The 20,110-nt window shown below is 60.1% G+C and carries 22 protein-coding genes; 6 read left to right on the forward strand and 16 right to left on the reverse strand.

Annotated features, from left to right (window positions below; genetic code table 11):
* Positions 1–160 precede the first annotated feature (160 nt).
* From K5E80_RS12945 to K5E80_RS12960, 4 genes are all read right to left on the reverse strand, one after another.
* A complete protein-coding gene (locus K5E80_RS12945) occupies positions 161–1,357 on the reverse strand; it encodes a sensor histidine kinase (RefSeq protein ID WP_220636549.1) in 1,197 nt (398 codons plus the stop codon).
* Positions 1,358–1,560: 203 nt separating this feature from the next.
* On the reverse strand, positions 1,561–2,205 hold the full coding sequence (locus tag K5E80_RS12950; protein ID WP_220636550.1) for a response regulator: 645 nt from the start codon (positions 2,203–2,205) through the stop codon (positions 1,561–1,563).
* 3 nt (positions 2,206–2,208) lie between these two features.
* Positions 2,209–3,261, reverse strand: a complete 1,053-nt coding sequence (locus K5E80_RS12955) for a PAS domain-containing sensor histidine kinase (protein ID WP_220636551.1) — start codon at positions 3,259–3,261, stop codon at positions 2,209–2,211.
* 56 nt (positions 3,262–3,317) lie between these two features.
* Positions 3,318–3,674: a carboxymuconolactone decarboxylase family protein gene (locus K5E80_RS12960; protein ID WP_220636552.1), complete on the reverse strand. Its 357-nt coding sequence runs from the start codon at positions 3,672–3,674 to the stop codon at positions 3,318–3,320.
* A 319-nt stretch (positions 3,675–3,993) separates the two neighbouring features.
* Here K5E80_RS12960 and K5E80_RS12965 point away from each other — a divergent pair, with 319 nt between their 5' ends.
* Complete coding sequence (locus K5E80_RS12965; RefSeq protein ID WP_220636553.1) at positions 3,994–4,869, forward strand: DNA-3-methyladenine glycosylase family protein; 876 nt, start codon at positions 3,994–3,996, stop codon at positions 4,867–4,869.
* A gap of 4 nt (positions 4,870–4,873) precedes the next feature.
* Here the strand turns inward: K5E80_RS12965 and K5E80_RS12970 are convergent, their stop codons facing one another.
* From K5E80_RS12970 to K5E80_RS13025, 12 genes are all read right to left on the reverse strand, one after another.
* Positions 4,874–5,050, reverse strand: coding sequence for a hypothetical protein (locus tag K5E80_RS12970; protein ID WP_220636554.1), 177 nt, complete (start codon positions 5,048–5,050; stop codon positions 4,874–4,876).
* A 15-nt stretch (positions 5,051–5,065) separates the two neighbouring features.
* Entirely contained in the window at positions 5,066–5,455 is a 390-nt protein-coding gene (locus K5E80_RS12975; RefSeq protein WP_220636555.1) for a DUF6306 domain-containing protein, read from the reverse strand.
* Positions 5,456–5,555: 100 nt separating this feature from the next.
* On the reverse strand, positions 5,556–6,278 hold the full coding sequence (locus tag K5E80_RS12980; RefSeq protein ID WP_220636556.1) for a ferredoxin--NADP reductase: 723 nt from the start codon (positions 6,276–6,278) through the stop codon (positions 5,556–5,558).
* Between the two features lie 18 nt (positions 6,279–6,296).
* Complete coding sequence (locus tag K5E80_RS12985) at positions 6,297–6,518, reverse strand: CDGSH iron-sulfur domain-containing protein (protein ID WP_220636557.1); 222 nt, start codon at positions 6,516–6,518, stop codon at positions 6,297–6,299.
* 65 nt (positions 6,519–6,583) lie between these two features.
* Positions 6,584–7,267, reverse strand: a complete 684-nt coding sequence (locus K5E80_RS12990) for a superoxide dismutase (protein WP_246590982.1) — start codon at positions 7,265–7,267, stop codon at positions 6,584–6,586.
* 295 nt (positions 7,268–7,562) lie between these two features.
* Positions 7,563–10,226 carry a pyruvate dehydrogenase (acetyl-transferring), homodimeric type gene (gene aceE / locus K5E80_RS12995; protein WP_220636558.1) on the reverse strand — a complete coding sequence of 888 codons (2,664 nt, stop codon included), beginning with the start codon at positions 10,224–10,226 and terminating at the stop codon, positions 7,563–7,565.
* A 287-nt stretch (positions 10,227–10,513) separates the two neighbouring features.
* Positions 10,514–11,077 carry a plastocyanin/azurin family copper-binding protein gene (locus K5E80_RS13000; RefSeq protein ID WP_220636559.1) on the reverse strand — a complete coding sequence of 188 codons (564 nt, stop codon included), beginning with the start codon at positions 11,075–11,077 and terminating at the stop codon, positions 10,514–10,516.
* 42 nt (positions 11,078–11,119) lie between these two features.
* Positions 11,120–11,581: a hypothetical protein gene (locus K5E80_RS13005; protein ID WP_220636560.1), complete on the reverse strand. Its 462-nt coding sequence runs from the start codon at positions 11,579–11,581 to the stop codon at positions 11,120–11,122.
* Positions 11,582–11,953: 372 nt separating this feature from the next.
* Entirely contained in the window at positions 11,954–12,847 is an 894-nt protein-coding gene (gene ttcA / locus K5E80_RS13010) for a tRNA 2-thiocytidine(32) synthetase TtcA (protein ID WP_220636561.1), read from the reverse strand.
* Between the two features lie 9 nt (positions 12,848–12,856).
* Positions 12,857–13,594, reverse strand: coding sequence for a pteridine reductase (locus tag K5E80_RS13015; RefSeq protein ID WP_220636562.1), 738 nt, complete (start codon positions 13,592–13,594; stop codon positions 12,857–12,859).
* Between the two features lie 251 nt (positions 13,595–13,845).
* Positions 13,846–14,616, reverse strand: coding sequence for an alpha/beta fold hydrolase (locus K5E80_RS13020; protein WP_220636563.1), 771 nt, complete (start codon positions 14,614–14,616; stop codon positions 13,846–13,848).
* A gap of 234 nt (positions 14,617–14,850) precedes the next feature.
* Complete coding sequence (locus tag K5E80_RS13025; RefSeq protein WP_220636564.1) at positions 14,851–15,642, reverse strand: tRNA threonylcarbamoyladenosine dehydratase; 792 nt, start codon at positions 15,640–15,642, stop codon at positions 14,851–14,853.
* A gap of 76 nt (positions 15,643–15,718) precedes the next feature.
* Here K5E80_RS13025 and K5E80_RS13030 point away from each other — a divergent pair, with 76 nt between their 5' ends.
* From K5E80_RS13030 to can, 5 genes are read left to right on the forward strand one after another with little or no spacing between them, the layout of a single operon-like run.
* Positions 15,719–16,318 (forward strand): ubiquinone biosynthesis accessory factor UbiJ, encoded by a 600-nt coding sequence (locus K5E80_RS13030; RefSeq protein WP_220636565.1) that lies wholly within the window; start codon positions 15,719–15,721, stop codon positions 16,316–16,318.
* Complete coding sequence (mscL, locus tag K5E80_RS13035) at positions 16,315–16,734, forward strand: large conductance mechanosensitive channel protein MscL (RefSeq protein WP_220636566.1); 420 nt, start codon at positions 16,315–16,317, stop codon at positions 16,732–16,734. The genes K5E80_RS13030 and mscL overlap by 4 nt, the downstream gene beginning before the upstream one ends.
* Before the next feature lie 51 nt (positions 16,735–16,785).
* Positions 16,786–17,430, forward strand: coding sequence for an MBL fold metallo-hydrolase (locus tag K5E80_RS13040; RefSeq protein WP_220636567.1), 645 nt, complete (start codon positions 16,786–16,788; stop codon positions 17,428–17,430).
* A 10-nt stretch (positions 17,431–17,440) separates the two neighbouring features.
* On the forward strand, positions 17,441–19,441 hold the full coding sequence (locus K5E80_RS13045; RefSeq protein ID WP_220636568.1) for an AsmA family protein: 2,001 nt from the start codon (positions 17,441–17,443) through the stop codon (positions 19,439–19,441).
* Between the two features lie 5 nt (positions 19,442–19,446).
* Positions 19,447–20,103, forward strand: coding sequence for a carbonate dehydratase (can, locus tag K5E80_RS13050; RefSeq protein WP_220636569.1), 657 nt, complete (start codon positions 19,447–19,449; stop codon positions 20,101–20,103).
* The last annotated feature ends 7 nt before the right edge of the window (positions 20,104–20,110 follow it).

The raw sequence follows: 20,110 nt of genomic DNA on the forward strand, positions 1-20,110 counted from the left end.
CGGGACGCGACCGTCCCGCACCATGGACAGGCCGTGTGTATTCCCAAGTCCGGGTGGTGGGAAGCGCGAGCACTCGCGGAATGGGATCACTTTGATCGCGGCGCCCGGCGATTGGCGGCCTGGCCGCAAGGCAAGGGCATCGCCGCACCCGCTGCTTTTATCAGCGTGATCGCCCTGGTGCCTCAGGATGCGCGCCACCTCGCGATGCAACTGTTCCTGAGCCGCCCAAAAGGCAGCGCGATGGCAGGCACGCGATGAAGATGCTTCCCTGCCCCGGCTTGCTCTCGACCGTAATTGTGCCGCCCAGCGCCTCGATCAGACGGCGGCAGATGGGCAGGCCGAGCCCCCATCCTTCGCTGTGATCGCCCTGCGCATTTTGCAGTCGCGCAAACTCGTCGAAGATATGATCGAGATGCTCCGCTGCAATGCCGACACCGGTATCGCGGACACGAATCAGCACCTGCTCCGGCATCATCACGCCCGCGCTCACCACAACGCCGCCGTTCTGAGTGAATTTGATCGCGTTGGCGAGCAGGTTTGTGACGACGCGGGCCAACTTCACCCGATCGGTCTGCAAATTGATCGGCCGTTCAGGCGTGTCCACTTCCAGTCGCAGGTTCTTCGCTTGAGCCAGCGGCAGCAGGTTACTGCACTGTTCGACCAGCAGATCATTGAGCGAGAAGGCGCTTTCCCGCACTTCGATACAGCCTGAATCAAGGCGGGCAACATCGAGCAGGTCGGAAATCAGGTGTTCCAAAGAGGCCGCGTTGGTCTTCACGCGCTCCGCGAGTTCAGGAATCTGTGTCGCCAACGACGGGTTCCCCGCAGCCTGGCGGATCACCTCAGCCATGAGAGTGATGGCATAGAGGGGCGCGCCGATGTCATGGGAAGCGGACGCGAGCAGGCGACTCTTGCGCTCGCTTGCTTCTTCGGCTTCGCGACGCCGCCGATCGATCTCCTGGTTCTGCAGGCTCAGCATCCGTCGCTGCGCTTCCATTGTGTCGAGCACCGCCATCCTGTGATGAAGCAGCCATGCGATTACCAACACTGCCGCTGCAGCGAGCAATCGGTCGATGAAAAACGGCTCGACCGGCGAAAACCGGCCAGGCGCGATTTGCAGCGAATAGACGACGAACGTCGTAATCAGCAGGAAAGCCGTCATGCCCCACAGCAGGCGCCGGTTGCGTGTGGCCAGGCTGAGGACGAGCGGCAGGCCATAGATGACGGGGATGTTGAGCTCGAGCCACGTAGTCCAGTCCAGGTAGGCAGCAAGCAGGGAAACGACGACGGCCACGGCGCCTACGCGCGGTACGGGCTGCGCCAGCAGACGCTTCGACAACGACTTTGCCGCATCCATGTAAACCTCGCGTGAGCACCCATTAGCCGCCTCCTCGGTGCGGCGCGAAGGAGTATAGCGTGCTCCCTCGCTACGAGCATCACACGGCAAGGCGGCACGTCGTCGCGGGGGGATGCCCGGCCATCCGGAGGCATGAGACGCTGAACGGGTGACGTTTCCCGCAGCCGCCGGCGCGCGGCTTTTTTTCGAGTCCAGTTCCCGGCTCAATCCAATGAAGTGAGGCCGTGCTGGAGGGCGAATTTCATCAGTCCGTGCATATCGTGTATGCCGAGCTTCTGCATCAGGCGACAGCGATAGGTATCCACGCTCTTGCGCGAAAGAAACAACGAACTCGCAGCCTGCGCGCTCGACTTGCCCTCTGCAATCAACTGCAGGATCTGCCGCTCACGATGCGTCAACGTTTCGAGAGGGCTCGTCGCATGCGAATCGGCGATATAGTCAGTGATCACGGTACCCGCGATCTCGGAACTCAAATAACTGCCGCCGGAATGGAGTTGACGGACTGCATCGGCGACTTCCGCTCCAGCCGATTTCTTGAGCAGATAGCCTTGCGCTCCCACTCGAAGCGCTTGGCGTACGTGCTCGGTGGTAGCGTACATGGTAAGAATGAGGACGCGGGTGGCGGGCGAAGCTTCATGAATCTTGTAAGTTGCCTCGATGCCGTTCAACTCGGGCATCGCGATATCCATGATGACAACGTCCGGCTTCAGTTCCTTTACCTTGCGCACCGCATCCCGTCCATTCGCGGCGTTGCCGACGATGCTGATGTCCCCCTGAGCTTCGAGCAGGAAGCGTAATCCATCACGCACCACGGCGTGATCGTCCACCAGCAGAACCTGAATCGCCATGGCCTATCTCCTGATTTCGACAGTGATTCGAGTGCCACCGCCCACCGCGGATTGGATAAGCAAACGTCCGTCCGCAACCTCGGCCCGTTGCCGCATTATAAGCAGCCCGCAACCGTTATGATGGTCCTGCCGGACTGCGGCAATGGGGTCGAAGCCACAACCATTATCTGCGATCTCGACGCGAATCCATTCAGCTTCGCTTTGCACCGTGATCGTTGCTGCACGAGTCTTCGCGTATTTGGCGATATTGGTGCAGGCCTCCTGCACGATGCGGAACAGCGCCGTCTCCACCGCCTGCCCCAACCGGGGCACCAGATCATTGCCTTTCACCATCGCAACAATACCGGTTCGCCGGGTGAACTGCTCGGCGAACCACTTCAGCGCGACACCGAGGCCATAATCATCGAGTACCGCCGGCCGCAGCTCGCCCACCAGGTCGAAGGTGTTTTCGACTGCCTCCTTTACCAGGCACAGGCAATCTTCTATGCGTGTACTAACGCCTTCGCTTGATTGCAGCGACAGCGTGCACCTGACCGTATTCAGGTGGAGGTCCAACGCGGCCAGGCGCTGGCAGACGCGATCGTGCAGCTGGCCTGCGAGCCAGCGGCGCTCATGGTCCTGCACTTCAACCAGCCGGCGTGACAGTGCCTGTAGCTGCGATGCATAATGCCGTGCCTCTTGCTCCGCCTGTTTTCGGTTCGTTATATCGAAGACACTCGCTCTGCTCTTGACAAACCTGCCTCTTCCATCGATTACAGCCACTGCGCTCACATGCACAGGCAACGCAGTGCGATTTCTTCCGTTCAGTTCGGAATCAATGTCGATGGGCGTTCCCGATAGCGTCAGCTTCGCAAAGGCCGATTCGTACTCGGACCGATATCGCTCGGAAATCAGAGCCGACAGGCGAACCTTACCCACAATCTCGGCACGGGAATAGCCCAGCCATCCGAGCTCGGTCTCGTTCATGCGGATCACCACGCCTTCAGCGTCGCACGAGTGATAGCCGCACGGCGCATTCTCATACAAATCGGTGAGCTCATCCCGGTCTTCGCGCAATTGGATTTCAGCCCGCTACGTTGGCTTGGCGCGATTTCCAGATCGCGGAGAAATGCTCATTCTTTGTCCGTTCCACTCCGCTTCTCCAGTTCATTCATCGTGTCGAGGGCGAGTGCCGAGTGTGCATACGCGGCACCCGCTCGCATCTCCGCCGCCACCCATATTGCTTCCATGAGTTCCTGCTCGGTCGCACCGCGCTTTCGCGCAAACTCGGTATGTCCGCGTATGCAATAGGGACATTGCGTAACGTGGGCAACCGCCACGGCGATGAGCTCCTTGGTCTTTTGCGGCAGCGCGCCCTCCGCTAATACCCGATCACTGAACGCCTTGAAGGCTTCAAGAATTTCAGGAGCCAGTTGTTTGCGCTTCTGAGCCATCTCACGTGTCGCGGCCGGATAAATCGGATTGTTCATGATCTGATCTCCTTCTTGGCTTAACCTTGAAACGCACGCCATGCCTGGACAACAGATGCATTTCTGCGTCGTTGAGCGGCTATCCTACAGCCTCACCGCCTCTTGTAACGCGAGGCCACCTCGCATCAAATATTGCCTACAAGAACAATCAAACCTTTCTGATACCGGACCGATTGGGACGTCGATAATCTTGACGGGGATGGAGGAAGGAGGCGATTGGACGGAATAAACCCATCATGCCCCCTTACGTACCCATCACGAACGGGTGATCATTCTATTGATCTACAACCGGAAAGACTTGATGCCCTTCATGTGACGCATGCACATCGCTTTGCGGCCATTGCCCCCGCTGGATTTCGCGCTGACCGCTCGCGTGCTGCGCCGCTCGACCCGAAATCTGGTCGATCGCGTGGATGAGGACGGAACGTGGACGCGCGCAGTCGTACTTTCGCAAGGACCGACGCTCCTGCGGGGACGCCAGCACGGAGCGAAGATCGTCTTCGACGCGGCTCCGGCTGGTGCGCGAGACCGGCGCGCCGTCGAAGCGTTCGTCACACGGTTGTTCTCGCTCGATCTCGATCTCGCGCCATTCTGGCGCCGCGTGCGGCGCGAGCGCGGTTTCGCCGAGTTGGCTCTCCGCTGCGCCGGGCTGAGGCCCCAGCGTTTTCCGACGCTGTTCGAGGCGCTGGCAAACGGCATCTATTGCCAGCAGCTCTCGCTCGCTGCCGGCATGACACGCATGGGACACTTGGCCGAGCGCTTCGGCCCCCGCACGCCGGATGGTGCTCGCTTCGGTGCACCTCGGGCCGATCTCGTCGCTCGAGCGCCGCTCCCGGCGCTCCGCAACACCGGGCTCTCGGCCCGCCGCGCCGCCCAGCTGCGCGATCTCGCACGCCTGCCGCTCGAACGCTTCGAGGACGAATTGAACACGCTGCCGGACGCACAAGCGAGAGCACGACTGCTCGAACTACCGGGTGTCGGGCCGTGGACCGCCGACTATGTGCTGCTTCGCGGACTCGGTCGGATCGACGTCTTTCCCTCCGGAGACATCGGTGCCGCGCACACGCTCGGCCGGATTCTCGGGCGCGTCATGGACCCGCCCGCTGCAGTGCGGTTCGCTGCGCGCTTCGCGCCGATGCGGGGAATGCTCTACTTCTGCATGCTCGGCTATGTGCTCGGCGCGCCACGCGGGTGACGTTTCAGCTGTCCCCATAGACCGGGAAGCTCTCCCCCTGAATGACTCTGGCATTGTCGCCGCACAAAAAGAGAATCACGTGCGCAATGCCACCGGGCCGCGGCCACTTCGCGAAGTCTGCCCCGGGCGTTGCTCGCCGGTTGGCCTCCGTATCGATGATGTTCGAAAGAATCGAGTTCACCCGAACTCCCGTACCCTACGCGGTCGGCGTTTCCGCCAGCGTATCGCACGTTTTAATATTGAGCAAGTGTGACTCCTGCATGGCAAAAAGCGCGTCACGCACGAAACCCTGTTCCACGTACGGCAGAGCTTCGCCTATCTTGCGCGCGACCCACTGCTGCCCGCGGTTGAGGAATTGCAGCCGCGGAATTCTGCCTTCCACTGCGAGTGCCTTGCCCATAAAACTACCTGTTGCATTACTCCTAGTGCCGTTCATACGCTGGATCAGATCCATCAGGGTTGCGCAGTTCCTCGCCTCGTCACGCTGCACGGCGGCGAGCTGCCTCCACGCCGGCGTGTCGCGCTCGTAGTCATTCAAGAAGGCGGCAAGCACCTTGGCTCCCGCGCGCTCTGCTTCCAGCAACATGTTGAGCAATCCGACGAGTTATTCCACCGTCATCGTTCGCGAACCTCGGTTGTAGTCCGACGCAAGCTCATGCGCGTCGCAAGGCGGTGATCTGTAAGGTTCAGTAGCCATAGAACTCCTCGTACCGCATGGCCTGCTCGGCGATGCCAATTTGCTGCAGCATCTTCTGCATCGCCATCGTCATTGGCGGCGGGCCGGCGAAGTAATACATCGGACTCGTGATGTTATCGAGATACCGTTCCAGTATTTCGCGTCGGATGAAGCCGATCTCTCCTGACCAACCCCGCGTCGATTTTTCCGGTTCTGCCATGAGCGCGATCAACCGATAGCGCGGGTTGATCCGTTCCATATCTTCGAGCTCTCCGAGAAACGCCGCGTCCTCTGGCCTCCGGTTGGAGTAAAAGAGATAGAGGCGATGTGGCAGCCGCCCGGTTGCCGCGTGCCGAGCCATCGCGAGGAACGGTGTGATGCCGATGCCGCCCGCCAGAAACACAGCAGGACGGGTCGCGTCGTCATGGAGTACCATCTCGCCATTGGGGCCGTCTATGCTGACTGTTGTTCCGATCGGCGCGGTGTTCAAAACCCGCTTGAAAGCAGTATCGCGCATGCGCGTAGCAATCATCAATTCTGGTTCGTGAGGCGCGCTGGCGACGGTAAAGGGCCGGCTATTACCCTCGTCATCGGTCTCCGGAGGATTGATGAGCGTCAGCAAAAGCGACTGTCCGGCCTGGTGTTCGAACCCGGAGGGTTTGGAAAAGTAAAATGCAGTCGTGCCTTCCGCCACCGTCTCGCGTCGCAACAATCTTGTTTCGTGGACTGCCATGACGAGGCTCTCCACTGCTCAGAAAGTACGAATTCCCGGAAAGTCGCCAGCAACCTCGTGGCGTTGCCCCGCATCGTCGTACCAGTAAAGCTTGCCGCCTTCCTCGCTCGTGGTGAGCTTGTGCGATCCGTCGCAGAACGGCTGGTTCTTCGATAGCCCGCAACGGCAGAGATACTTTTCCTCGCCGTTGATAACGAGCATGTAGGGTTCAGTGTGAGTGCGTTTTACAATGCGTGCCATCTTGATCTCCTATCGGGTAAAGGTGCGCTAACGAGAAAGTAGGTTTGATGCCAAAGGAACTCCGACTACGCCACGGTCAACGTGGGGCTCGCCGCGCCGAATCGGTTATTCAAGCGATCGAAATTGCGCTCGGCAAAATCCCAGTTGAGCAGGTAGTCGACGATACCCGCGACGTAGGCTGCACGGCGCTCCTGGTAGTCGAGGTAGTAGGCGTGTTCCCAGACATCGATGACGAGCAGCGGCACGAGGTCCTGCGCGAGCGGCGTGTCGGCGTTCGACGTCGTCACGATTTCCAGGGCTCCTCGATTGATGACCAGCCACGCCCAGCCGCTGCCGAAGTGGCTCGTTGCTGCCGCTTTGAATGCCTCGGTAAAGCCGCCGTAGCCTCCAAATCGGGATGCGATCAGAGCAGCAAGCTTCCCCCGGGGACCAGAATCCGTCTGGTCACGAGGCCGGAGCGAATTCCAATAGAAAGAATGATTCCAGGCCTGTGCGGCGTTGTTGAATACCGCAACGGCTGCCTTGTCAGTGGCCGCGTGCCGGATGGGCCACTGCACTATTTTCTCCAGTGAGCTATCGGCTACGGGTGTGTTGCGGACAAGTGCGCTCACCTTGTCGACATATCCCCGATGGTGCTTGCCATGGTGGGTTTTCAGTGTCGTGCTGGAGATCAGTGGTTCAAGAGCGTCGTAGGGGTACAGAAGCTCAGGTAATTCTATCGACATGTTGTGTTCCTTTCCGATTTTCATTTCATGGCACCGTGTCGGCACCTTCAAAACCAAAACGCCATATGTTGGTCACGCCCAAATGGGATCACGCTCGAACAAGTCTCAGCATAGCGCTGCGAAGTTCAGGCGACTGTCCGTGAATCCTGATGCGTGACGTACGAAGAATTTGACAAAATCGGACAATTCGCCGGTCGTGATCGAGACACGACGATCTCGCAGGAAGCCATGCGAGCAGATCGGATTGCGCGCATGGCATACCTTCTTGTTCCTCGCGCCGCCTCTCGACAGACGGCATCTTATGCAGACCCCGATCAGATCAGGAGCGCGCCGGATCAGGCGTTTCGGGATCGATCTCGTACTTCCGGATCGCCTCGGTTACGGTCACACCGGACACTTGCTTGTCCTCGACCAAAGCCGTCAGCGCGGCCACGACGATGTGATGCCGATCCACCTCGAAGAATCTGCGTAGCTCTCTGCGCGTATCCGATCGTCCGAAGCCGTCGGTGCCGAGGACCTTGTAGCGGCGCGGTACGAACGCCCGGATCTGGTCAGCGTAGGCCTTCATGTAATCTGCGGCAGCGATCACCGGCCCGGCACGATCCCGGAGGCAGCGCTCGACATAGCTCATGCGTGCTTCACTGCCCGGATGCAGCATGTTCCAGCGCTCGCATTCCAGTCCCTCGCGGCGCAGCTCGGTAAAGCTCGTGACGCTCCAGACATCGGCAACAACACCGAAGTCCGCCTCCAACAGCGCACCTGCAGCGATGACTTCACGCAGGATGGTTCCGCTGCCGAGCAATTGCACGCGCTTCTCCTCGGCCGCCCCCTTACCCTGTCCCTGCGAGAACAGGTACATCCCTTTGATGATGCCTTCCTCGCTTCCGGCAGGCAGCGGGGGATGGCGATAGTTCTCGTTCATCATCGTGATGTAATAAAACACATTCTCCTGCTCGCGGTACATTCGGCGCAGGCCGTCGTGAACGATCACTGCAAGCTCGTAGGCAAACGCCGGATCGTACGACACACAAGTCGGAATCGTGGCAGCCATAAGGTGGCTGTGCCCATCCTGATGCTGCAAGCCTTCGCCGGCAAGCGTCGTCGCGCCGGCGGTGCCGCCCATCAGAAACCCGCGGCAGCACATGTCTGCGGCGGCCCACGCAAGGTCGCCGAAGCGGTGAAAGCCGAACATCGAGTAGTAGCTGAAGAACGGAATCATGCTCGTGCCATGCGTGCTATACGCAGTTGCCGCCGCAATCCACGAGCAGAATGCGCCCGCCTCCGAGATGCCTTCCTGCAGTATCTGCCCCTGTTCGTCCTCGCGATAGTAGGTCAACTGACTCGCGTCCTGCGGCTCGTAGTGCTGGCCGACGGACGAGTAGATCCCGACCTGGCGAAACAACCCTTCCATGCCGAAGGTGCGTGCTTCATCGGGCACGATTGGAACGACGAGCTTGCCGATGTGTTTATCCCGCAGTAGTGCCGCGAGAATGCGCACGTACGCCATCGTGGTGGACATCTCGCGATCTTCGGTGCCCCTGAGCAGCAACTCGAACGCGCTCAAATCGGGCACGTCGAGCGCTGGCCCCTGGCGTCGCCGCGTTGGCAGAAAGCCGCCGCGCGCCTTCACCCGTTCCATGAGGTAGCGCATTTCGGGGCTGTCATCCGATGGCTTGTAGAACGGCACCTCCTCGATCTTTTCGTCGGGAATCGGAATCTTGAACCGATCGCGAAACGCTTTCAGCGCCGGCTCCGCCATCTTCTTTTGCTGATGCGCGATGTTCTGCGCCTGTCCGGAGCGTCCCATGCCATAACCCTTGACTGTTTTCGCGAGTATCACCGTGGGCTGACCCGTATGCTTCACCGCGGCCGCATACGCGGCATAGACCTTGTGCGGATCGTGTCCGCCGCGGTTGAGCCGCCAGATGTCTTCGTCGCTCATGTCGGCAACCATATCCAGCAGCTCTGGATATTTGCCAAAGAAATGTTGACGTACGTATGCGCCGTCTTTCGCCTTGTAGTTCTGGTAGTCGCCGTCAACCGCCTCTTCCATCCGCTTCAACAGCAACCCATGGGAGTCCTTGGCGAGCAACGGGTCCCAGTAACCGCCCCAGATCACCTTGATCACGTTCCAGCCGGCGCCACGAAATACCGCTTCCAGCTCCTGGATGATTTTTCCGTTGCCACGGACGGGACCGTCGAGCCGCTGCAAGTTGCAGTTGATGACGAAGATCAGGTTGTCGAGCGAATCGCGCGAAGCGAGCGAGATGGCACCCAGCGATTCCGGCTCGTCCATCTCGCCGTCACCCAGAAAAGTCCATACTTTCCGGGCTTCCGTATTGGCGATTCCGCGGCGTTGCAAATACTTCATAAAGCGCGCCTGGTAGATTGCCTGGATCGCGCCCAGCCCCATCGATACCGTCGAAAACTGCCAGAAATCCGGCATGAGCCACGGATGAGGATAGGAAGACAATCCGCCGCCGCCCACTTCGCGGCGAAACATGCGCAATTGCGCTTCGGAGATGTTTCCTTCCAGGAACGCACGCGCATAGAACCCCGGCGCCGAGTGGCCCTGGTAGTAGACGAGATCGCCGCCGTGGTGCTCCGAAGGCGCGTGAAAGAAATGATCGCCGCCGACACCGTAAAGCGTTGCCGACGAAGCGAAGCTCGCGATGTGTCCGCCCAACTCGGAGCTGTGCCGGTTGGCGTGAACGACCATGGCAAGCGCATTCCAACGAACGTATGAGCGAATACGCTGCTCGAGGTCCGGATTGCCTGGCGATCGCTCCTGCTGATCAGCTGGAATAGTGTTCACATACGGCGTGTTTCGACGCATCGGCACATCGACGCCGGATCGATGCATCGTTTCGCTCAGGCGCTCGATTAGATAACGGGCCCGCGCCGCCCCTTCATGTTCCAGCACCGACTGGATGGAGTCCAGCCACTCCTGGGTTTCGACCGGATCGGGATCACCGATATCCATGGCTATCTCTCTTTGTCCGAATTCCCGCTCACGCATCGAGCTTTCGCGGCTGACTCCAAAATTACGGCAGTACTGAACTCCGTCAAGGTAGGCCAGCTATTATTGAGGTTCGTATAAGTGAGTGACAGATATTTCATGCCGTTCGCCCTGAGCCTGTCGAAGGGTGAAAGGCACACTCCGAGCGTCTGTCCATGGTTCGACAGACTCACCACGAACGGAAATCGGGTTGTCAGTCATTTTTACGTTCTTCAATAGTGCATGGCGGCTGGATTCCGTCCAACGGACTGCTAGTTGATCTGCTCGTCGAGAAACGGGTGGATAACGCTCTTCCTCATGATTTCTTCGACGGACGGCAATTGCTTTTGTGCAACGACTGGCACCGAATTCCATTTTCTCTGCGGGGCATAATCGAAAGGACGTGTCCCCGGGCCGCTTCCCGGGCTTCCGACAACAATGCGCCCGACCATGCCCGCGGCTTCATGCGGCCTGCAAAAATAGTCGTAAACGCCTTCCTGCCGAAACACGCGCTGAAAGCTCGAGCCTTTCGCCGGACTTACAGCCACGAGAACGTCCGAATCCCAGGGCTTTGCATTCTCAGGGATTCGCAGCTCGTGGTTTCCGTTCTCGGGATGGTAGGCTGTCGTCGAATGATAGCCGCTGATCTGGACCCAGCGTATCGTGTCACCGGGTTGGATGTGAAGTCCTAGCGGATCAAAATAGGCACGGGTACCGTCTTTCGACATCTGCATACGCACTTCAAACACTCGCGCCAGGTCCTTGGCGGCAACCACAACCGGCAGCAGCGACGCGGCAACAAGTCCGGGAACCAGCGAGCGTGCCAGCGTCAACAAGAAAGACCCCTTTGCATGATCGACGAGAGCATCCGGCGCATGCTATTTCATGCGTTCCTCATGCTCTGCATGGCTTATCAGCCATTCGGTGACGTGGTAGTGGGGCTCTTCGACTCCTGGATGACCGGGATTGAACTCGATATCCGTATGGTTGATTCTCAGCCCAGAGGCAACGCTACCCAGATTGGTGAATGCCTTATGGTCTTCCATCTGCTTGAGCGGCACCATGTAGATCACATTTACGAGTCGACCGGCTTTGTCATAACCTAGGAACGGCCCGACCGGGAGCGTCTTGGGATCGACATATAACGTGCCCATTCCCGGAAGATACTCGGGTAGCTTGACCAGAGTACTGACTTTCTTGAAGCTCGCGGGAGGCGATGAGTGAATATCCTCTTCCGCAGCCTGACTCTGAATTGAGGCAAGCAAGAAGATGCCACTCGCCACCATGCTGCACATTATCGTCGTCATCGGTCGGATACGGGTCATGTCGTCAATCTCCAAGATTTGTCCTGCCGCAAAATTGCGCAAAGTGCCCACACTCCAGCAAGACTCAGCATATCGGGGCGAAGCTCACACGACTATCCGCGAGTTCTGATGCGCGACGTACGAAAGATTTGACAAAATCGGTCAATCGGGCGGTCGCGCGCAAGACACGCCGAGATCTTCCATGCGGTTTTTCTGGGCAGCGCCCAACATAGGCCGACGAGCCGAGGCGACCGAAATCGTGCGTTGTCAAAAGGAAGCGGCGGGGCTGCCGCTGCGTCCGGCCGGTCGCCGCACAGGGAACCTCCGCCTGGAGTTGGGGAGGAGGAGGTAACCCCGGGCGGTGGAGGTCGACGGGTTCCCGTCTGGCGTAATCAGCCAGCGCAACGCTTAGTCCTCTTCCGGCAGCAGCGGAATCACGTCGGGCGAGGCGAGCGACTCCGGATCGAAGGCGCGGTCGCCATCAGGATCGGGCACGCCGTTGGCGACAAGGTTCCTGAAATCGAACAGCGCCGGGTCCATCAGGTGTGACGGCGTGATGCGCGATAGCGCATTGAACAGCGTCTTGCTGCGGCCGGGGAAACGCTTGTCCCAGTCCTGTAGCATCTGTTTGACCTGCTTGCGCTGCAGGTTTTCCTGGCTGCCGCAGAGATCGCAGGGAATGATCGGGAACTGCTGCAGCTCGGCCCAGGCGCCGAGATCGTCTTCGAAGCAATAGGCCAACGGGCGGATCACCACATGCCGGCCGTCATCCGACACCAGCTTGGGAGGCATGGCCTTGAGCTTGCCGCCGAAGAACAGGTTGAGGAAGAAGGTTTCGATGATGTCGCTGCGGTGATGGCCGAGTGCGATCTTTGTCGCGCCGAGTTCGCCCGCGACGCGATACAGCACGCCGCGCCGCAGCCGCGAACACAGCGAACAGGTGGTCTTGCCTTCCGGGATCAACCGCTTGACAATGGAATAGGTATCCTGTTCTTCGATGTGAAAGGGAATATTGAGGCCCTTGAGATAGGCCGGCAGCACCTCGGCCGGGAAGCCGGGCTGCTTCTGGTCGAGATTGACGGCAACGATGTCGAACTGGATCGGCGCGTGATCGCGCAGGTAAAGCAACAGGTCGAGCATGCCGAATGAATCCTTGCCGCCCGACAGGCAGACCATGACCCTGTCGCCCGCCTCGATCATGTTGAAATCGCCGATGGCTTGACCGACGCAGCGGCGCAGCCGCTTGGCCAGCTTGTTGGCCTCGTAGCGTTCCTTGTCTTGTTGGTGGGCGGTGAGTGTCATGGTTCTGGCTTAAATACGAATGCTGCGCCCGCCATCGACGTTGATGACCTGGCCAGTGATGAATGGCGCATCGAAGAGCAGGAATTTTACCGTGCGCGCGATGTCTTCCGGCGTTCCCGTGCGCTGCAAGGGCGTATGCGCGACGATGGCGGCGCGCTCCGCGGCGTTGAAACTGCCGTCTTCAGGCCAGATGATCGCTCCCGGCGCCACGGCATTGACGCGTACCTGCGGCGCCAGTTCGATGGCCAGGGCGCGGGTCAGTCCAGCCAGGCCCGCCTTGGCGGATAGATATACGGCATAACCTTTCAAAGGCCGCTCGGTGTGGATGTCGGTGATGTTCACAATGGCGCCATTGTGTTGCGCCAGATGGGGTGCGGCCGCCTGTGCCAGAAACAGCGGCCCCTTGAGGTTGCTGCCGGTCAGTTCCTGCCATGCCGCTTCATCGATGCTGCCGAGAGGCGTGGAGAAGAAACCGGAGGCGTTGTTCACCAGGCCATCGAGCCTGCCGAAATGCTGCAACACGCCAGCGACCAGTGCCGGCGCGGCGGCGCCATCGCCGAGCTCGGCGGCAAGGGCGATGGCGGTATTGGGCCATGCCTCATTCAGCGCCTGCGCAAGCTGCTCGACCTCGTCACGCGAATTGCGGTAATGCAGCGCGACCTTGGCGCCCGCCGCATGCAGCGTGCGGGCAATCTCGGCGCCGACCCGGCGCGCGGCGCCGGTAATCAGAATGACAGGACGTAACATGGGCGCAGAGTATACCGCCCCGGTACAAGGTGCATCTTCCCTTCTGTTCCGCAGGGCTTGCTTTGCACAACTCGCCCGCCCCCTGTGCTTGGCGGAGCTTCTCGTGCAGGACATGGAAATTGACGTCCAGGGCTTCGTGGTACCAGTCTTCGACAACCCCGTTACACAGTTTCACATAGCGTGGGTAGAAGACGATGCCAGCGAGATCGTAATGGGAGAAGCGGCGGCTTTCTTTTTGCTGAAGATCGTGTTCAGCCCAGAATGCGGGCGACAAATTCGGCGACGGCGGTGATGACCGCCTCGGGTTGGTCCTTGTGAGGTGAATGGCGGCAGTCGGCCAATTTGACGACATCCACGTCCTTGCATTTGCTGGTAATACGGTGAATCTGCTCCATGGTGCCGTACTCGTCGTCCTCGCCCTGGATGGCCAGGATGGGAGCGGTGATGTGTGGCAGGTATTCCTCGATATTCCAGGCCAGGAAATCCGGATGCAACCAGATATCGTTCCAGCCCCAGAAGGTCGAATCCACATGGGCATGGTAGCGGCCGAGGCGCCGGCCGAGGTCGGTGGTCTGGTAGACGATTTTGGCCTGGGCGATGCTGCGGATCGAAATGTCTTCGACCAGCACATGGGGCGCCATGACAATGAGGCCGGACAATGAGCATTGCCTGCCGCCAGCGCAGATCAAGGCGATGGAAGCGCCGTCGCTGTGGCCGAAGAGAATCGGGTGGTCAATGCCGAGTTGGTCGAGAAAATCCGGCAGCACGACGAGCCCCTCGTCGTGCATGTAGCGAGTCGTGCGCGGCGCTGCGATGGGATCCGAACGGCCGTAACCGCGCCGCGAATAGACCACGGCCTCGCAGCCGGTGGCATCGGCCACACGCTGCGGAAAGTCTTGCCACATTGCCACGGAGCCCAACCCCTCGTGCAGGAAAACCATGGATGGCGCTCCGCTGCGCGGATGGGAGGAAGGCAGGCGGACAAATTCGAGTTTGTGGTTCTGAACGGTAATGGTCTGCATTGGTGGTCTCGGGGTGGGAGCAGTTCTGGTTGTGCGTAGTACTGAACGATTGAACGGGCAGGCTGGGCTGATATGACTGCAATTTCAATCCGTCGAATGTGAGGCGAATCAAGTTTAATGCATGGCCGCAAGAAGTGCCGTAAAAGGTTGTTGAGTCGATAGGTGAGCAATGGGTGTTGGCGATACCGAAATTACCCCAACCCAGTGCCCGGTTTTATGCCCACCGCGCCGCCCTTATGCTTTTGTCAACAGAGTTAACACTCTCGCGGCGGCGGCCATGCCGAAGGTTGCGGTTACCGCCGCCGACGAGCCGTAGCCGGCGCAATTCAGACCGCTGATTTGACCACTTGTGCCGTGCTGCGCGCCGCCACCATCAATGTCGCACGACTCGTTGACGGGACGCCGGATCGGTTCCAGCGAATACACGCACTCGATGCCGAATTTCTTTTTCGGGTCGCGCGGGAAGCCGTACTCGCCGCGCAGACGCGCCCGCACTTTCGAGGCCAGCGCATCCTGCGTGGTGCGCGCCAGGTCGTCGATGCAAACGCGCGTCGGATCGATGCGCCCGCCGGCGCCGCCGGTCATGATGAGCGGAATCCTGTGGCGCCTGCAATGCGCCGCCAGCGCGGCCTTGGCGCGTACCTGATCGATCGCGTCGATCACCGCGGCACAAGCGGGCAGCAGTGTCGCGACGTTTTCCGGATCAATGAATTCCTCGACGCAGGCAACGATGCATTGCGGATTGATGCGCGCGATGCGCTCCTGCATCGCCAGTACCTTGGCCTGCCCCAGCGTGGCGTCGTCGGCCTGGATCTGGCGGTTGATGTTCGACTCGGCAATGTGATCGAGGTCGATCAGCGTGATGCGCCCCACACCTGAACGCGCCAGAGTTTCCGCGGCCCATGAACCGACGCCGCCGATGCCGATCACGCAGACATGCGCGACAGCGATGCGGCGCGCACCTTCCGCGCCATAGAGGCGCGCGATGCCGCCGAAGCGACGCTCAAGATCGGGTTGGGAGTCCATGGCGGCGCATATTGGCACAACCCGGCCGGCACTTGTTAAGATGCCGCCTAAGACGGCACAGGCGTATGAGAAAAACATGACCGCTTCACTCTTTTCAGCCCCGCTGTTTTCAACCCCCGCGCTGGCCGCGATCAATCACGTCCTCGATCAGGCCGAATGGGCGCGGCGGAAGCTACAGCCCTTTGCCGGGCGCAACGTGCGCATCGCCATGCCGCCCTTGTCGCTCGCGTTTGCCATCGACGGCGACGGGCGTTTGCAGACCAGCACGGCGAGCGCCGATCTCGATATCGTTCTTCCTGCCGGCACGCCATTGCTGGCGCTACAGGGCGGCGAAGCGGTGATGCAGGCGGTGCAGGTCAACGGCCCGGTCGATCTTGCCGATGCGCTGCGCTTGATACTGCGCCATCTGCGCTGGGACATTGAGGAAGACTTGTCGAAAGTCGTCGGCGACATTGCCGCGCACCGGATCGTCTCCGCGCTTGATGACTTTACGCGCTGGCAGCGTCAGGCGGCGCGCAACCTGGCCGAAAACATCGGCGAATATCTGGTCGAGGAAAATCCGACGCTGGTGAAGCCTGCCGCCGCTGGCGTCTTTGCAGACGACGTTAAACGTCTGTGCAGCGACCTTGCTGTTATCGAAGCCCGCATCACACTATTAAGGGAGAAAAGCTCATGAGCATTGCATCTGAATTCAAGGAATTTGCGGTCAAGGGCAACGTCATGGATCTTGCAATCGGCGTCATCATTGGTGGCGCCTTCGGCAAGATCGTCGATTCGGTGGTAAACGACCTGATCATGCCGCTGATCGGTGCCATGATCGGCAAGCTCGACTTTTCCAATCTCTTCGTGGTGCTGGGACAGAACCCCAACAACCTCACGGTACTGGCCGAGTTGAAGAAGGCCGGGGTTCCGGTGTTCGCCTACGGCAGCTTCATCACCGTCGCGGTCAACTTCCTGATCCTCGCTTTCATCATTTTCATGATGGTGAAGCAGATCAACCGTTTGAAAAAGGCGGAACCCGCCCCTGCACCGCTGCCGACGCCGGAAGATGTCGTGCTGCTGCGCGAGATTCGCGATTCACTGAAAAAATAGCCGCAGCGCGGCCGGGGCTGCCGGTGCGCGGCCCCGGTATACTGAAGCACCATGAAATACACCATCGTTCCCGTTACGCCTTTTGTCCAGAACTGTTCAATCATGGTCTGCGACGAGACACAATCCGCCGTGGTCATCGACCCCGGCGGCGATATCGAGAAAATTGTTGGCGTGGCCAGCAAGGCCGGCCTCATCATCGAGAAAGTGCTGCTGACCCACGGCCACATCGATCATGCCGCCGCTGCTGGAGAACTCGCGCGGCGACTCGGCGTGAAAATCGAGGGTCCGCACGAGGACGACCTGTTCCTGTTGCAGGCCCTGCCGCAGCAGGCCGCTGCTTATGGTTTCCCGCCGGTACAGCCGTTTGTTTCCGACCGCTGGCTGCATCAGGGCGACACGGTGAGCTTTGGCAAGCAGACGCTGGAAGTGATGCACTGTCCCGGTCATACCCCCGGTCATGTGATTTACTTTCATCGTCGCGGCAAATTTGCCGTGGTCGGCGACGTGCTGTTCGCCGGCTCCATCGGGCGCACCGACTTTCCGTGCGGCAATCATGAAGACCTGATTCGTTCGATCCGCGAGAAACTGTTTCCGCTCGGCGACGACGTCGAGTTCATCCCCGGCCACGGACCCAACTCGACCTTCGGCAAGGAGCGCGCGACCAATCCTTACGTAGCCGACGCCCAGTTTTTATGATGCCCGCCCGATGAAAATCATCAGGGCCATCGGCATCGCGTGCGCGGGCATAGTCCTGGTGCTCGCTGCGCTGGCGGCTTATGTCGCATTCACTTTCGATGCGGCGCGCATCAAGCAGGAGGTGGCGCAGGCGGTGCTGGCCAAAACCGGCCGCATCCTGACCATCGATGGCGACCTTGCGCTGAGTTTCTGGCCCAGCCTCGGCGTGAAAGTGGACAAGGCCGCGCTCTCCGAACGCAACGGCAAGGATCGTTTTGCGGCTTTCGATGCGGCGCATGTCTCTGTGAAGGTCATGCCGCTGCTATCGAAGCAGATTGTCGCCGAGCGCATCGAACTCGACGGCCTCAAACTCGTGCTGATACGCGACCGCGAGGGCCATTTGAACATCGACGACCTGCTCGGTGGCAAAAAAGACAATGGCGAAAAAACGCCGCCGCCAGAATTCGAGGTGGCGGGCGTCAATATTGCCAATGCGCAGATCGAATGGCGCGACCAGAAGAGCGGCCGGACGCTGCAGATTGCCAAACTCGATCTGTCGACAGGCCGCGTCGCTATCAACAAGGACGGTTTGCATGTCGAGGCGTTCAAGCTGGCCACGCGCGGCCAACTCGATGCCGGCAATTTCGATCTCGCGCTCGATGTGCCGGACTTTGCGCGCAAGGGCGAGCAAATCAGCGCGGCGAAAGTCGGTCTCAAGGCGACCTTGAAGGGTGCGACGCGCAGTGCCGCGGCAAGCCTCGAGGTGAGCGATATCGAAGGCCCGCCGCAAGCGCTCAGGATCGGCGGCATAACCCTCGACCTCGATGCGCAAATCGGCGACAAGTCGCTCAAGGGCAAGCTCAAGTCGCCGCTGGCGCTCGACCTCGATGCCGGCACGCTGCTGCTGGCCGACCTGTCCGGCGCATTGGCGCTCGACATGCCGGGCCTGCCGTCCCGGCCGCTCAAGCTGCCGATCAAGGGCCGCATCCAGTCCGACTATGGCAAGCCCGCCGTGAGCGGCAAGCTGGCCACGCAGTTCGACGAATCCCGCGTCGATGCGCGCTTCAACATCGCTGGTACCGCGCCGATGAATATCGGCATCGAACTCGACATCGACAAGCTCAACGTCGACAAATATCTGCCCTCAGCGGACAACAAACCGGCCGCTGACCGTATCGACCTGTCTGCGCTGAAGGGCCTGAATGCCAATGGCAACCTGCGCGTGGGTGAATTGCAAGTGAAGAAAATCAAGATGCGCAATCTGCGCGTGAGTTTCAAGGCAGCGCAGGGCCGCGTCAATATCGCGCCGCATGCGGCCGATCTCTACGGCGGGCATGTCAGCGGAAGCGCTTCCATCAATGCCGCCGGGAACGTGATCGGACTCAAGCAAACGCTGTCCGGCATCAACATCCAGCCCTTGCTGAAAGATCTCGCGGACAAGGACATCATCGAAGGCAGGGGCGATGTCGCGCTCGATATCGCCACGCGTGGCGACACGCTGGCGGCGATGAAGAAAGCCCTGTCCGGCAATGCGCGCGCCATGCTGCGCGACGGCGCGATCAAGGGCATCAACCTCGCCCAGTCCCTGCGCGCGGCCAAGGCCCAGCTCGGTGGCGGCGACGTGACGCAGCAGGCCAATGTCGCCGACAAGACCGACTTTTCCGAGCTGAGCGCATCGTTCAGGATCGCCAATGGCGTCGCGCATAATGACGATCTCATGGCAAAATCGCCCTTCCTGCGTCTCGGCGGCAGCGGCGATATCGACATCGGCAACAGCCAATTGAATTACCTGCTCAAGGCGGCGCTGGTCGGCACCGCGGCCGGGCAGGGCGGCAAGGAACTCGATGCATTAAAAGGCGTTACAGTGCCGGTGCGCGTCAGCGGCCCGTTCGAGAAGCCTTCGTTCAAGCTCGAACTCGCCAATCTGGTCAATGATGCGGCGAAGCAACGCATCGAGGAAAAGAAGCAGGAACTGCAGCAGAAATTGCATGACAACCTCAAGAGCCAGTTGAGAGGCCTGTTTGGAAAGTAACTACCATGAATAACCCCGACCTCAGCCATCTTCTCGACAATAACCGCGAGTGGGCCGCGCGCATTTGCGCCGAAGACCCCGAATTCTTCAGCAAACTCGCGCAACTGCAAGCACCGCAGTATTTGTGGATCGGCTGCTCCGACTCGCGCGTACCGGCCAACGAAATCACCGGCCTCCTGCCGGGCGAGGTATTCGTCCATCGCAACATCGCCAACGTTGTGGTGCATACCGACCTCAATTGCCTGTCGGTGATCCAGTTTGCGGTGGACGTGCTCAAGGTGCGCCACATCATGGTGGTCGGTCACTACGGCTGCGGCGGCGTCAGCGCCGCGCTGCGCAACGAGCGCCTGGGCTTGATCGACAACTGGCTGCGCCACATCCAGGATGTGCGCGACAAGCATCGCGCGCTGCTCACAGAAATTCCGGAGGCAAAGCGCGCCGACCGCCTGTGTGAACTCAATGTGCTCGAGCAGGTGGTCAACGTGGCAGAAACCACCATCGTGCACGATGCGTGGACGCGCGGCCAGGCGCTTGCCGTGCATGGCTGGATCTACGCTCTGAGCGATGGGCGTTTGCGTGATGTCGGTTTCACTGTCTCCGCCATGGATGAAATCGAGCCGGGCTTTCATGCCGCGCTGACCAACATCAAAAAGAGCAAGTAGGAACCAT

Origin of the sequence: Georgfuchsia toluolica, assembly GCF_907163265.1 — a bacterium.
Taxonomy (GTDB): Bacteria; Pseudomonadota; Gammaproteobacteria; order Burkholderiales; family Rhodocyclaceae; genus Georgfuchsia; species Georgfuchsia toluolica.